Origin of the sequence: Clostridium sp. CAG:265 (assembly GCF_000436575.1) — a bacterium.
Classification (GTDB): Bacteria; Bacillota; Clostridia; order Clostridiales; family Clostridiaceae; genus Clostridium; species Clostridium lentum.
Genome location: NZ_FR886589.1, coordinates 1 through 16838, shown reverse-complemented (window position 1 = coordinate 16838; position 16838 = coordinate 1). Strand labels below are relative to the sequence as shown.

At 28.6% G+C, this 16838-nt stretch carries 4 protein-coding genes; all 4 read right to left on the bottom strand.

Features of this window, described 5'->3' with window-relative positions; translation table 11 throughout:
* Window positions 1–79: 79 nt before the first annotated feature.
* Entirely contained in the window at window positions 80–6814 is a 6735-nt protein-coding gene (locus Q5O29_RS02475; protein WP_022211435.1) for an immunoglobulin-like domain-containing protein, read from the bottom strand.
* A gap of 305 nt (window positions 6815–7119) precedes the next feature.
* Entirely contained in the window at window positions 7120–11565 is a 4446-nt protein-coding gene (locus tag Q5O29_RS02470; RefSeq protein ID WP_022211434.1) for a hypothetical protein, read from the bottom strand.
* A 248-nt stretch (window positions 11566–11813) separates the two neighbouring features.
* Window positions 11814–14708 (bottom strand): DNA topoisomerase IV subunit A, encoded by a 2895-nt coding sequence (locus tag Q5O29_RS02465; RefSeq protein ID WP_022211433.1) that lies wholly within the window; start codon window positions 14706–14708, stop codon window positions 11814–11816.
* Between the two features lie 24 nt (window positions 14709–14732).
* A complete protein-coding gene (locus Q5O29_RS02460; RefSeq protein WP_022211432.1) occupies window positions 14733–16676 on the bottom strand; it encodes a type IIA DNA topoisomerase subunit B in 1944 nt (647 codons plus the stop codon).
* Between the last annotated feature and the right edge of the window lie 162 nt (window positions 16677–16838).

Genomic DNA, 16838 nt, shown 5'->3' with positions numbered 1-16838 from the left:
GCAATATTTAATTCACTAAAAATTAAACTAAAAAGGAAGCAGTAATTAATCTAAACTGCTCCCTTTATTTTTTCTTTAATTATTCAAATTTAAATACTAATTGGAATTTTCCTGTAACACTTCCACCTTTAAAGTTTTTACCATGTTTACTTGTAAATCCTATACTAGCTTCTGCAGGAGTAGTGCTTCCTGTAACTTTAGCTGGTAATATACCTAATTGCTTATTTATTATACCAATTTGATCAGTATCTGAGCCTCCATTTGCTTCTTCCCCAGTTCTAGTATTAGTTTCATCTGAAGTAATCGTATTATAATGTTGCTCTGATGATAACCATAAAGAGTCTTCTATATCATTATAATCTGATCCAGTTAATGAATTATCTTTTACATAAATACCTAATGCCATTTTAGTCATAGAATCTTCAATAGTCATATTATTCCAATCATAAACTTCTGGATCTACTATTTCAAGTTCACCAGAACCATCTTTTTTAACAAATGATTCAATACTAACTTTTACTGGACTTGTATTATTATTTTTTAACTTTAATACTCCAGATACAAATCCATCATTTTCTTGAACTCCATTTTCATTTGGTATTAAGTTTGTTATAACTTGGAATGGAAGCTTAGTTGGTACTGTTACATTTATAGTTCTAACAACCTCTATATCTATAGTTTCCTCTTTTGAATATCCATATAAGTCTGTAGCCACATATGTAGCTTGGTATCTACCTTCATTATTAGGATTAACATTAGTACTCTTAACTTCTATCTTAGTAGTTTTATTATAAAGCTTATCATCATCATCATTTACATCTACAGCAGTTTTTAAATAATCCTTAATTGCTTTTTCTGTATTTTCTATAGAATTAAGTTCTATGGTTGCTTTTGAATTAGCTGTTATTGTAGGTTTATCATAAACCGTTATTGTACTTGATTTTGTAGTAGTACGCTGATTGCTATTAGTAACTGTATATGTAAATTCATACATACCAACTATAGATGTATCTATAGTTTCTGCACTAAATTGTATATTTTCTTTAGGAATAAAACCATCTATATTATCCTTAGCTGATACACTTTGCTTTAATTGTTCATAGTCTATAGATTTACCTTTTTCTACTTCAATATCAATCATCCCCATTATTTGGGGTGCTGATCTATATACTGCTTCTAAACCAGTTGGAGTTAACTTAAATACGGCTTCTGTAAGATTTAAACTATTATCTACACCATCAGAATAATCTTCTCTAGCATTTATTATGTTACCTTTTATAAGCACTTTCTTAGGTGTTCTATGTGAAATAGTTAATGTATCTCCATATACATAATTAAAATCCCTAAATTGATTACTAATTGACTGAGCATCACCATAATCCTTTCCACTAATACTAATTTCTTTTACAACCTGTCCATTTTCATGCTTTAATATCATTTTAAATACAACATCTTCTACACTAGAATCAATCCATGTTGTATTACTATCTACAATAGATATACTTCCTCCATTAGATGAACTTCCAGCACTTCCATTTGGACTAATTTTAATTTTAAGTGGTATTTTTTCTGGTGCTACTAATGATATTAAGTTTTCATTTTCTCTTAATGATTTATCAACTTCTGTTTTAACATAAATTGCTTTTAATCCAGCATCAGTAATTTTAAATACAGTGTCTACAACATTTTCAGGATTTTGAACTTTATCGCTATAATCTTCTGCTGCATTTCTAACTGGTCCTTCAATAGAAAATAGCTGTGGATGTCCCGCATAAATTTTAAGTATTGTTCCGTAAGGAACTTGTAGATTATTAAAATTATTTATCTGACTTTGAACGCTTCCTGGTGTTTGATTTCCTTTTAATGTTAAAGTTCTTTCATTACGATATCCTGAATTTATTTCATTTGATGAATTATTATCAGGTACCCATACTTGTATTTCATAATATTTAAAATCAGCATTGCTTGATGCAAAGTAATTATTATTATTATTTATTAAATTTAATTGAACTTTTCCATCACTCTCAGCACTATTTTCAACTTTATTAAAGTTTAAAGTTAGATTATTTCCTCCATTTTGATGCTCAAATTTAATTTTATTTTGAAATATACCATTTTTTAAAATTATATTTTTTCTTTGGGCATAACTAACTCTTCCCCAAGAATCCGTTACTTTATAATATAATAAATTATCCCCAACTCGCTGTTCACCATATACTTTTACACCATTTCCTGCCAAGGTAAATTCTCCATCAGCATTATCTGTTAAGGCACTTTCTTCATTAGCACTATAATCTTTAGTATCATCTACAAATTTATCATTCCATTTAACTTCTACATTTTCTTTAGTTAAAATATCATGGTCATCTGAAATTGTAACACCTCTTAAGTAATTAAAATCATCACCTTTAATTCCATCAAAATCTTCTGTGTTAACATTTCCTGTATCTTGTGATGAATTTTCTTCTACATTAGAATTAGTGTTTCTTTTAGTACCATCCAGCTTAATATCTTTGTCTATTTTTATTATTGGTGCTTTATTATAAACTGCTTCTAATCCTAAATCTGTAAACTTAAATCTAACATTTTCAATTTTATCAATATTACTAACTCCAGTATTATAATCTATTTCTTTATTAACAACTGTTCCTTGTATCTTAACATAATTCTTTGTTTCTTCAGTTACACCTTCTATAGCAATATATTGATTATTAAAATATTCAAACTGTTGCTTATTTTCACTTGTTGAACTATCTGTATTATCTTCTCTTTCTTGAGAATCTTCATTAGTTTTAATTTGTGATTTTTCTGTTTCTTCTTCAACTCCTGAATTACTCTTATTTAATTCATTTTCTATTTTTTCCTTTGCTTTTTCTCCAGTATCACTACCTAAAATATTTATAGATTTTAATACTGTTCCATCAGCATCATAAATTTTTATTTTTACAAAAATTTCATTAGGCTTACTTGAATCAAATTGCTTACTAGATTGATCTCCAGTTTCAACTTTAATTCTATTTTTATTTCCTTCTCTAACGAATTTTATAGAAAATGAGCTCTTTTTAACAACTTCATTATCAGTATTATTTTCACTGCTTCCATTAGAACCACTATCTGGAGTATTTCCTTCACCTGGTGATGGTTGACTTTCACCTTCATTACTTCCTGGATTATTAGTGCTACCATCTTCTCCTGGTGCAGTTTCATTTTCTTCTGGTGTTGAACCTAAATCACCATCTCCTGGATTAGGATTAGCATTTTCACCATTACCTCCAGTTTCAGCATTCTCACTATCATCTTCATTATCAATAGTTCTAGTTTGAGATGAATTTTCGTCTCCATTTTGTTCTGGCATTGATATACTAGGTTCTTGTTTTGTTTCTGATGAACTTTCATCAGTTGTTGAATTTTCTTTTGGATAAATATTTATACTATTACTGTCCATAGCAGATTTAATTTCTATTTTACCATCCTTTTCTGCACGTCTTCCCCAACTATCTTCAACAACATAAGTTATTTGTTGCTCTCCTAACTTATCATAATCTACATTATCATCATTTACAGTTACTTCAGTTGTACTTATTTCACCATCATGGTCATCTTTTATTATTAAATTACTTGGAGCTTTTAATAAATCACCCTTATAATATGGAATTACTACATCAGTATTTCCTTCAAATTTAGGTGCATTATTATAAATATACTTTAATCCACTACTTAAAATTTCAAATCTACCATTTTCCATTTTTTTAATTTTAATTTCTTCTGGTGTAAGTCCACTTTTAAATATATTTTGTGGAACTAATTCTGTAAAATCATTATCTTTATCATTTTCTACATTCCCTTCTAATTGTAATGTAGTTTGAGGACTTTTAGCCCATATACTTAATGCATAACCTTCTTCATAAGGGAAGTTATTTATTCTATCTATTATAGTTTGCTCAATCTCTTGACTTCCTCTTAATGCAATTGTTCCTAAAGTTTTTCCTAGCGAATCAAATGCATTTATTTCAAACACTTGATTGTTATCTAAATAGTTTATACTTTTATTTTTACTTTCTATTACTCTTAATTTTTTTTCTATTGAGTCAAAGCCTATTACAAGTATAACATTATTCTCTCTATCTTTTACACTAAGCTTTACAGCTTCTAAATCTGTTCTAGGATCAACTTTTATTCGTCTAGTTTTCTCAATACTTGTTCCCCAACTATTCGTAATAGTATATTTTACAGTATAAATTCCTTCTTTTAATTTTTTAAAAGTTGTACTATTTTCAGTTTTTGTATTATTTTCTTGTGACCCATCATCACTTGAATTATCATCTTCAACGGTTTCATTATCTGCAACTCTTGTACTATTTGAAGGTGTTACTTCTTTTACTGTTATTTTATAATCTTCATTATTTTGATCATTAACATTTACTGATATACCCTCTAAAAGATCTAATGTATCTCCTCTTTTAATAGCTTTATCAATAATACCAAAAGCAGTTAACTCTTTTGATGTCATTTCCTTAAGCCCATCATCAGTTATCTTAAATCTAACTTGTGTATACTTATCAGTTGTTCCAAAACCATTTTCATAAGAATTATTAATTATTGTGCTTCCATTGGAATCTTCTGTAATAACATTACCTTTAATCTTCACAGCATTATGATATTTTGATTTTAAACTTATAGTATCATATTTGCTTAGTGCTAAATTATGTAACTTATTTAATTCAAATTTATCATGTTCAGTATCACCATTTAATGATACTTTTACTTTTTCTTCACCTTTTATATTTCTTACAATCATTTCAAAATAATTATCTTCACCAACCCTAGTTAAAATTAATTCTTCAATATTGCTTTCTTGATTATTATTTTGATTACTATTAGATTCTTGATTTTTAACTTCTTCAGCATCCTCTTTTTCTTCTTTTTTAACAATACCATCATCACTAGCTCCTTTTAATACAAATTTATTATCCTTAGTATCAAAAGCAACTCTAAATTCAGGATTTTCTGATGAAGCTAAATTGTTAGGTCCATAAACTTCTATTTCATTTTCTCTTACCTTAGATTCTACCTTTACAGTAGTTTCTATAACGGTTGCTCTTTCCCACTTATCATAAAGCAAATATTTCACCTTATAGGTTCCTACTTTATCGAAATTATAGCTTCTATATGATTGACTATTATCATGTCCAACAGTTCCTATTAACTTATCATCTATATAAATATATATATAATCTGTAGATATACTATCATTATCAATATCATCACTTAAAGTTATGCCATCTAATAAATCTACTATACCTTTGCTAATAGTTCTAATCTTTTTAACACCAGTCATAACAGGTGCTTTATTATATATAGCTTGTAAACCTGAATTACTTACTTTAAACCCAGTATTTTGCATATAATCAAACCTATTATTCTCAGATTGCATTTGTTCTACAGTTGGTATATGTCCATTTATATCACCTGTAATTTTAATACCCTTTAAATCACTTCTATATACTCTTATAATATCATCATCAGCATAAGTTACATTATTAAGTTCTAATAACTTAGGTGAAGTACCTCTATCATTACCAGTTAAGGTAATATTAGCTTTTTCATTTCCATTTGCATCTTTAATTTTAATAGTAAATGCAACATCATTTAAATTATTATTAGATAATTTTTCATCAGTTTGATTATAAACTTTATACTTATTAGTAAGAGTATCAAAACCTATTTCAAATGCTAGATTTCTAGTATTATTTTCTACATAATCCCATGGCTTAGTTACTGTTGAAGTACTATTACTTGTATCACTTGTAGAAGGTGTTTCTGATAGTGTAGTACTTTCTAAAGTGTCACCATCTGCTGATTCTCCATTTTTAGTAGTTCCTTGTATAGCACCAATTTCTGGATATATTTTAAATACATTTTTATATAAATTAGGTCTTACTGTAACTTTTCTTTCTACTGTTGTAGTTTTTCCCCAACGGTCTGTTGCTGTATAAGTTACAGTTTGCTCTCCTAATCTACTTGTATCAATAATAGCTGGCGAAATATTAGTTGTTAAATTTTCATTATCATGATCATCTTTATAAGTTACATTTGCACTCGTATCGAACTGTTGATTTTGATATACATCCACATCTTCTATCCCTTTTATTTCCGGTGCATTATTATATACTGATTTTAATCCTGTTTCTGTTAATCTAAATACAACATGATTCATATTATCTGGATCATTAACACCATCACTATAATCTTCTCTTTGCTTACTTATAGTACCTTTTATAATAGACCTTTCTGGTTGCTTATGCCATATGTATAAACAATCATCATATTCAAAAGGTTGATTATTCCAATTTTTATTACTAACACTCCCCGTATTAGTAGTATTCATAACTATATTACCATCTTCACTTCCTAAGAATTCAGTTTCTCTTTTTATCGTTCCATTACTGCCTATTAATACCATTTTATAAACAGCATCAGAATGTCCATTTAAAATATTTGTATAAGTTGTTTCTATTACCTTAAACTTTTTTTGTTGAAAATCAATTTGGATTTTAAATGGAAATTTTTCTGGAGCAACTGGTCCAAATACAACCTTATTATTAGTTACTTTATTTTCATCTGGATTAGTATATACAGATTTTAAACCACTTTCTGTAATTACAAATTTTACATTAAGTAAATTTTCAGGGTTTTGTACACCATCAGTATAATTTTCTCTTTCATCAGTTACATTGCCTGTTATAGAAAATCTAGTTGGATGTCCATGATAAATTTCAAAATAATCTCCATATTCAAAATTATAATTTATCAAATTTTGTAAAGTAGTATTTGATACTGGATCTCTATTATTTATTTCTATTTTAGGAACTATAGCAGTCGGTTCACCCCCATTTTTACTTGGTCTATATACTGCTATACTTACATATCCAGAAGTATTACTACTACCAAATGATCTATTATAAGTTTTTACATCTAATTTATTATTTTGATGATTAAATCCAATCCCAATTACTTCACCATTTCCGTCATTAAAGCTTATTCTATTTTTATCAATACCATTTAATATTAATAAATTTCTTTCAATACTTGTAGCTCTTCCCCAACTATCTTCAACTATTAACCTAATTGTGTTCTTAATATTAATAAATTTCTTTCAATACTTGTAGCTCTTCCCCAACTATCTTCGACTGTTAACCTAATTGTATTTTTTCCTATTTTTAAATGTTTCTCTTCTTCTTTTCTAAATGCTTTTTCTTCTGTTTTAGTAGAACTTTTTTCTTGGGTATAAGTATCTACCCTAGCATCACTAGAACCTTCATTGCTATTACTTCCTTCTCCACTAATATTATCTCTATTATCAGAAGCCTCTCCAGTGCTGCTCCCTTCTCCTTCTATTGGCTGATCTTCACCATTAACTTCTTTAGGAATAATAGTAACCTTTATTTTTGAATTATCAATAATATGACCATTTTCTTCATTATCACGATCATCTTTTACTTCTATATTTTTAGTATAATCAATAATATCTCCAGCATATGCTGTAAGCATTTCCTTGCTTGTAACAGTTATTTTAGGTGCTTTATTATAAATAGCATGAATCCCATTTTCTGTAAGATTAAATCTAACATTATCAATATAATCAGAATTAGTTATAGTTTGCGAATAATCTTGTTTCTCTTTTCCTGATTCACCTAATTTATCATTATCAATAACTTCACCTTTAATTTTTATTCTAGATACTTTACTACTCCATACACTAATGTAATAATCATCATAAATAATAACATCTTTTAACTTTTCTTTAACTTTTTCTATATTACTTGCTTCTTCTTCTGTTAATTCAATTTCTTTAACTTTTTGTTCTTGAGCATTAAATATACAAAACTTAAATACTTTTGCTTCTGATTGTTGATTATTCTCTTCAGAACTACTACTTCCTCCTGATGAGTCTTCACCTTGTGAACTGTCGCTATCTTCATTTGGAGTATTTTCAGTTCTTTGATTATCTTCTTTTTCAGAATTACTTTGAATTGATGTATCTGTTCTTTCTGATGGGTATTGTGGTTCACTAGGTATTTCATCCGTAGGTGGTGTTGTATTTTCTGAGCCAGTACTTGCTGAATTATTAGCTTTTTTACTTACATCAAATGTATTAGATATTGGATTATACTTAAGTGAAAATAAATTTTCACTTCCATTTTCATTATAAAACTCAATATCATTCGATACTGATCTTGATATTACAGATACAGTTCTTTTATATGTAGCACTTTTTCCCCATGCATCAGTTACTTTATAAAGTAATGTGAATTCTTTAACTTCATCAGTTTCTACATACTCATCTTCTTCATCATTAGTGCTACTTTTAAATTTACGTTTAGTTTTATTACTTTCTTCATCTTTAGGATTAAGCTTGCGCCCATCTTCATCAGTGATTTCGATACTATCAATACTAATTGTGCCTGTATCATCATGTATTTCAAGTCCTTTTGTTGCAATTTCTTGAGTTATATCATCATTTTTGTATATATATAACGTCTGGTCTAACCCTGTAATTGTAGGTGATTCATTATATATATTTTCTAAACCACTTGGCTTCACTTTAAATCTAGTATTTACCATTTTTTCATTACTTTCAAATCCATTTAAAAGTATATGGGCTTTAGCAGCTATAAAAATTCCATCCTTTGAATCATAACTCCATAATGCAAGATAATCATCTTCTTCATATGATAGTTCATTAATTTTATTAACTTCTGTACCATCCATTAAATTACCTTTAGTTAAAGTTATTGTTTTTGTTTCTTCAGCAACTTGGTTTTCATCACTTGTTTTAGTGATATTATTAGTATTTTTCTTTTTAATAAGTTTAAGTTCAAATACTTTATCTTCATTTTTTAAACTACTAGGTATTTTACTTATATCTATTTTATCAACTACAAATTTCTTAGTTTTATCATCGAATCTAATAGTTAATATGGGATCATCAGTTTCATTGTTTTTAATTGTTATATAGTTGTATTCTAAAGAACTTTGAGGATATACAGTTACTTTTCTTTTTATAAGTGAACTTCTTCCCCAACTATCTACAACTCTATATTCAACTTCTTTTTCTCCAACAGTAGTTAAATCAAGTTTTCCAACTATAACTTTTTTAATTAAATCTTCACCTTTATCATGGTCATCTTCAACTGTTAATCCTGTCATTAATTTTTTCTTTAACTGTTCTTCCGTTAAATTTTCATTTCTATCAAATTCCAAATTAACATCATCACTTATTTTAAATTCAGGAGCTTTATTATAGATATATTTTAATGTGGTTTCTCCTATTTCAAATCTTACATTTTTCATGAAATCTGTATTATCAATACCATTTTCATAATTTTCATAATCTGAAGAATCTTGTTTTTCACCTGAAGCATTACCTCCAGATGATGGTTGTTGTTGTATTTTAGTTATATTAGCGTCTCTATCTACTCCATGAATTATTACATTTTTAGGAGTATTAGACCACACTTCTATATAATCTGTTGTATTATAGTTATATCCATTAAATTTCTTTAATACCGCTTTTAAATTATCAGTACCTTTAATATTTAATGTTTTTTGTAACACTCCACCTTTAGTGTATATCTTTAACTTAAATATAGATGATGATACTGCTGAATCTATTGGTGTATCTTGTACACCTTCTAAATTATCTACTAAGAACTTCTTTTCTACTGGGTCAAATTTTATTTTAAATAAACTTTGATTTCCATTTTTAAATTCTATATACTTAGCATCCATTGGGTTAGTTGATGTAACTGTTAATTTTCTTGTTGTAGTACTTGATTTTCCCCACTTATCTGTAGCAGTGTAAGTTATAGTTTGTTCCCCTACTTTTTTTACATCATAAGAAGTATACGTTATAGAAACAGCCTTGGTATCTAAATTATCAGCATCAAATTTATCAAAATCATCAGTGATTTTCTCCTTTATTCCGTATAAGGGATCAAATGACTCCCCTCTTGAAATCGACTTTTCTTCTAAGTTTTCAATTGTTGGTGCATCATTTGTAACTTCCTGTAATCCAGTTGCTGTAATTTTAAATCTTCTAGATGAAATATCTTGATTATCCATACCATTAGAATAATCCTTAGTTGTACTGCTAATTCTATTTTGTGTACTATTATTGGTCTTTTGATAAACACTTATATTTCCTCCTATTTTAAGCTTAGGTTTAACTATATTAGAATCTTGTGAAGTATCACTTGTTCCTTGTTCAGTTTCTGCATGCCATATCCCTATGTAATCTCCTTCTTCATAAAGTTGATTGGCAATTTTATCCAACTTATCAGAATCACTTTTATCATTTCCTAATAAAGATACCGAAGCTTTTTCATTCATATCCTTATCATATAATACAAATTTAAAATACTCACTATCTCCAGTATTACTTAATTTTCTACCATCTTGATCAGCAATTTGAATTTGCTTTGCTGTAGTATCAAACCTTATTAAAAATCTTGTTTTTTGTCCATTAAAATAAGGTGTACCTTCCACTGTTATTTCATTGGCAGCTAATCCAGTAGTAGCTTGGCTTGTACTATTATTTGTACTTGCAGTACGTAAATTTATTTCTTCCCTAATAATTTGGGGTTCTTCTTGCTTTACTTCTTCTTGCTTTACTTCTTCTTGTTCAACTTTCTTAGGTAAAATCTTTCTCTTACCAGTTGCTTTTCTACCCCAGCTATCTTCAACAGTATAACTTACATCTAAAACTCCATCTTCAAGTTCTGTTATTAAAGGTACAATCTTAGAATTATCAATATCTCCATCATGATCATCCTTTATTGATATTCCTGTAAGAATATCATTCGTAGGATTTTCTGATTCTTCAATATCTGTAAGTCCATTTATAACTGGTGCTTCATTATATACAGTTTTAAGGTGATCTTCTTCAACTTGGAATCTTACATTTCCAATGTAATCATAATTATCAATTCCATCAGAATAATCTTCCTTTTGCTTGTCAACATCACCTTGAATATTACCAGTAATCTTTAATACATCCTTACTATCAGTAGGTGTTATTTGTATAAAATCTCCTACTTCATAGTTTAAGCTTTTTAATGGCTCTAACTTTTCAGAGTTTCCCGTATCCTTACCTTTAAGTTCTACTGAAAACTTTTCTTTTTGCTCTTTATCAAATATCTTTATCCTATACATTGTTTCTTCTGGAGCTTCTTCTGATATATTCTTTTCAGATTGTTCACTAACAGCGAATTTCTTTTCCTTTTCATCAAATCCAATAGAAAACAATAGTTCATTAGTTTTATCTATATATGCATTAAAAGTAACTTTATCAAGTCCTAATTCTTCTTTTGATTCAGTTTTTTCATTTTTCTTTACTTCATCAGTGCTTGAATCATCTTCTTCCTTATTTTTTTCTTCAGCATCAACCTGCGATTTATCGCTATTTATAACACTTTCTTTAATTGTTTTTGCAATTGTATCAACAGGTAATGTTTGAGAAAATAATGTTGCTGCACAAATAATAGAAACTAACTTTTTATTCATTTGTTCTTCACTCCTCTCTAATTATTATCTTTTTTTCGACTATATAATCACCTCTTTTTTTATATATTTTAATAATATTTAATTTTAAAGAGCTCATTTTTTATATTAACATTTTAATAATATTTTCTCAATTATTAAACTTATCATTTTCTGTGTTTTTGCGTAGTATTTTGTTCATTTGGCGTTTTTAAAAAATAAACACAGTAGAATATTGTATTTTTCACCAATATATCTACTGTATTTATCAATTAAAAGTTTACTTCTACTATTTCATCATTAAGTTCTGTTACCATAATTATACTTCCTCTTCCAGCCCTATTTTGTAACTTAATGTCTGTCATCTTAATTTCTTTCTTTTCCTTATTTTTAGATATTAATGTTATTATATCATTATTTATTACTTCTAAATCTTCATGATTTTCCTTAACATCTGCAGAAATTACTTCATCACCATCTCTTAAACTAATTCCTGTAACACCTGATGCTATTCTTCCCATTGAATTTACATTTTCACTGGAGAATTTAATTGCCATTCCACCTTTAGTTACTATAATAACATCACTTAAAACATCATCAGCCATTCTCACAGCAATTATCTCATCATTTTCATACTTGAATTTATAACCTTGCTGAACTAAATATTCTCCACCATACTCACTTAAGGCAGTCTTTTTAACCATCCCCTTCTTAGTGAAGAAGTACAGCATCTTTTCCATAGTGAAATCTTTTATAGAGTAAATATCTATAATTATTTCACCTTTACTGAAGCCATCTACTAAACTTGTTAATGGTATTTCTTTTTCATTGATCTTTGTAAGTAAGAATCCCTTAACCTTATATACATTACCTTTATTACTAAATAATATTAAATCACTTAAATTATCAGTATTTACCTTTAATCTATCATTTTTCTTAGCTTTGGCAAAAACTTTGAAATTATTCTTGGCAGTAAGTCCTACAGAGAATTCATAGTATTCAAACTCATTAGTATAAGCTACTTCAACAACTTCATCATCTGCTGTTAAATTAAATAGCTGTTGTCCTAAAACATTTCTTTGCATATCTTCAATCACTGGTACCTGTAACTTGAATTCTAAACCTAGTTTAGATTTTACTTCTAAGAATTGCCCGTCAAATTCACTATCTACAAGAACACAATTTACAACAAATTCATTTTCTCTAAGCTTTAAAGCTTGTAGCTTGCTATAATTTGTTACAAACTTGTCTAATGTACTTTTCTTTATAGTACCCTTATTAGTAATGAATAGAAAACTTCTTTCTGCATCAAATATATTTATGGACATTGCAGATATAATAGTCTCTTCATCTAAATCTAAAGCTTTAATAATGGAATCAATTCTTTCACCTTTTTCTTTCCATTTGAATTCGGGAATATTTATACCTTTAGTTTGATACATATTTCCCTTATCTGTAAACACTATGACGTTCTCTGCTGTATTAGATTTAAATAAGTATTTAAGTTCATCACCATCTCTATAATCTATATCATCAGCATTAGAATTAGATCTAGTGTAACTTCTTACTGGTAATCTCTTAATAAATCCATCTTTTGATAAAGTAATCATTACATCCTCAACAACAATAAGCTCTTCCACATCTATCCTAGCTTCACTATCATTTTCCACCACCATAGTTCTTCTTGGTTTTCTATATTTGTCAGTGATTTCTTTTAATTCAGTTTTAACAACTTTTAAAAGCTCTTTTTCGCTAGCTAAAATCTTCTTTAACTTACTTATTTTCTTTTCTAATTCAGCATATTCTTTTTGAAATACTGTTATTTCAAGGCCAGTTAATCTATAAAGCATAAGCTCTAAAATTGCTTCAGCCTGCTCTTCTGTAAATCCAAATTTAGTAACAAGATTTATTCCAGCATCCTTTTTAGACTTAGAAGATCTTATGGTAGCAATAACTTCATCTAATATATTTATTGCCTTAATAAAACCTTCAACTATATGGAATCTCTTTTCTGCTATTGATAACTCTTTTATAGTTCTTCTAGTAATAATTTCTTTTTGATGTTCAATATAATGCATTAATATAGTCTTAAGCCCCATTGTTTGTGGCTTTCCATTGGCTAAAGCAACCATATTAAAACTTAAATTACATTGTAAATCAGTTTTCTTAAATAAATATTTAAGAACCTTATCTACTGATTCTCTTGTGGCAGCTTTCTTAAATTCTATTACAGCTCTTACTCCACTTCTATCTGATTCATCTCTAATATCAACTATACTTTCAAGAACTTTTTGATGTTTCTTATCACCAGTCATTTCAGATATTGTCTGTAATAATTTCGCTTTACATCTTCTATATGGGAATTCTGTAATAACAATTCCCAATCTACCATTTTCTAATGTCTCTATAGATGTTTTAGCTCTTAAAGTAACCTTTCCTTCTCCTGTTTCATAAGCAGAAAGTAATGATTTCTTACCTATTAATATTCCTCCTGTTGGTAAGTCAGGAGCTTTTATATATTCCATTAATTGCTCTGTAGTTATTTCTGGATTATCTATAGTTGCTAGCACTGCATCTGTTACTTCTCCTAAATTATGAGGAGGTATATTTGTTGCCAATCCTACTGCAATACCAAATGTACCATTTACTAAAAGATTAGGATATCTTGAAGGAAGTACCTTAGGTTCAAAATCACTATCTGAATAGTTAGGAACCATATCCACTGTATCCTTATCAATATCTTTAAGCATTTCCATAGCTATATTGGAAAGTCTTGCTTCAGTATAACGCATCGCTGCTGCACTATCTCCATCCATTGATCCAAAATTCCCATGTCCATCAAATAATGGTTCTCTTGTTGAGAAATCCTGTGCCATAATAACCATTGCTTCATAAACTGATGAATCTCCATGAGGATGGAACTTACCTAATACATCTCCAACTATTCTTGCTGATTTATAATATGGTCTATCTGGAAAAGCCTTTAACAGATATGATCCATAAAGAATCCTTCTATGAACTGGCTTTAACCCATCTCTAACATCTGGAAGTGCTCTTTCTTTTGCAACTTCAACTGCATATGGAAGATAATTATCTGGCATAGCTTCTTCTATTGGAACCGTCATTATGTTCCTATCTCTAGGAATATTTATCTCTTTCTTTGCCATATTTAATTCTACCTCTTCTCTATTTTAAAACTCTGCATATTTATACATATAATTCTTTCTTGGTTCTACTACATCACCCATAAGAAGTGATACCATTTTTTCTGCTTTGGCAGCATCTTCTATGGTAACTTTATAAAGGGTTCTTGTTTCTGGATTTAATGTTGTATCCCAAAGCTGCTCTGGATTCATTTCTCCAAGTCCTTTATATCTCTGTATTAAGAATCCCTTTCCAATTTCTTTTTTAACTTCTTCTAGTTCATCATCACTAAAAGCATATTTAAACACTTCTTTACCTTTTACAGTTTTATAAACTTTATATAAAGGTGGCTGTGCTAAATATAAGTGTCCATTAGTTATTAATGGTCTCATATATCTATAAATGTAAGTCATCCATAATGTTCTGATATGATATCCATCAACATCTGCATCACTCATGATTATTATTTTGTCATATTTTAAATCTTCTTCTCTATAATTATCTAAAGTTCCTGTACCTATAGCAGTATTAAATATCTTAAGTTCCTCTGATGCTAAGACATTTTCAAGTTTTTGCTTTTCAGTATTCATAATTTTACCTTTTGAAGGCATTATGCTTTGGAATCTTCTATCTCTAGCTTGTTTTGCAGAACCTCCGGCAGAATCTCCCTCCACTACGATAAATTCATTTACACTTTTATCTTTTAAAGTACATACAGCTATCTTTCCTGCAAGAGGTGCTGTTCCTTTTCCTACCTTTTTCTTTTCTGCTTCATTGATTTTTTTTATCTTTTCTCTTCTTTGTGCTGCTGCTAAAGCATTGTTTATAAGACTTGTAGCTACTTCTTTATTATCTTCTATCCATTCACAAAACTTAGTATAGGATAAATCATTCATCATTGTATAAGCTTCTGAACTTCCTAGCTTAGTTTTAGTCTGTCCTTCAAAAACAGGATTGGTTATCTTGATTCTTACGATGGCCGTCATACCTTCTCTTAAATCATCACCCTCAAATTCTTTATCTTTTTCCTTAACTAATCCTAACTTCTTAGCCCACTCTTTAAATGCTCTAGTCATTCCTGTTTTAAATCCACTTTCATGAGTTCCAGCTTCTGTTGTTGGAATATTATTTACATAACTTGCTATATACTCTGTAGTTGAATCTGTAAATTGAATGCATACTTCACCAAACATCTGAGTGTTTTCAAGATTTCTTTCACCTTCAAAAATTATAGGATTTTGATGAATTGGTGTTTTACTTTCATTTAAGTATTTTATAAAATCTAAAAGACCATTTTCTGAATAATATTCCTTTTTTACTTCTTCATCTTTTCTTCTATCTATAAGTTCTAAGTATATTCCTTTATTTTGAAATGATAATTCTTTTAATCTCTCATCTATAACATCGAATTTAAAATCTGTGGTACTAAATACCTCCTTTGATGGTTTAAAAGTTACTCTTGTACCAGTATCCTTTGATTTTCCTACTATTTCTAAAGGAGTAACTGCTGTACCTGGCATATCTTTGCCTAATTCTTTATCAAAAGCATATTCAAATCTCTGTCTATATATATTGCCATTTTGATGAACTTCTACCTCTAACCATTCTGATAGTGCATTTACTACAGCTGCACCAACACCATGAAGTCCACCTGATGTTTTATAATTCTTATTATCAAACTTACCACCAGTGTGAAGTTCAGTATAAACCATTTCCACACCTGTCTTTTTCTTAATTGGATGTACTCCCGTAGGAACTCCTCTACCATTATCTATGATTGTTACACTTTTATCTTTATTTAAGATAATACTTGCCTTATTTCCATAACCATTTGAAATTTCGTCAATGGAGTTATCTAGTATTTCCCATATGCAGTGATGTAATCCCTTTGTTCCAGTAGACCCAATATACATCCCTGGTCTAACTCTTACTGGTTCAAGTTTTTCAAGTGACGTTAAGTCAGTTACATCATACTTAACTCTATTTTCCATGTCTCTTCAATCCTCCAAAAACCATTCTTTAATTTTTAACTATAATATTCTATCACATTTTTATATTTTAACAAAACATACTTTCGATTACATATATTTATTTTTTCCTTTCATATTTTATTATATTGGTGTTAGTATAAAGTAGTGGACACATTAAATCGA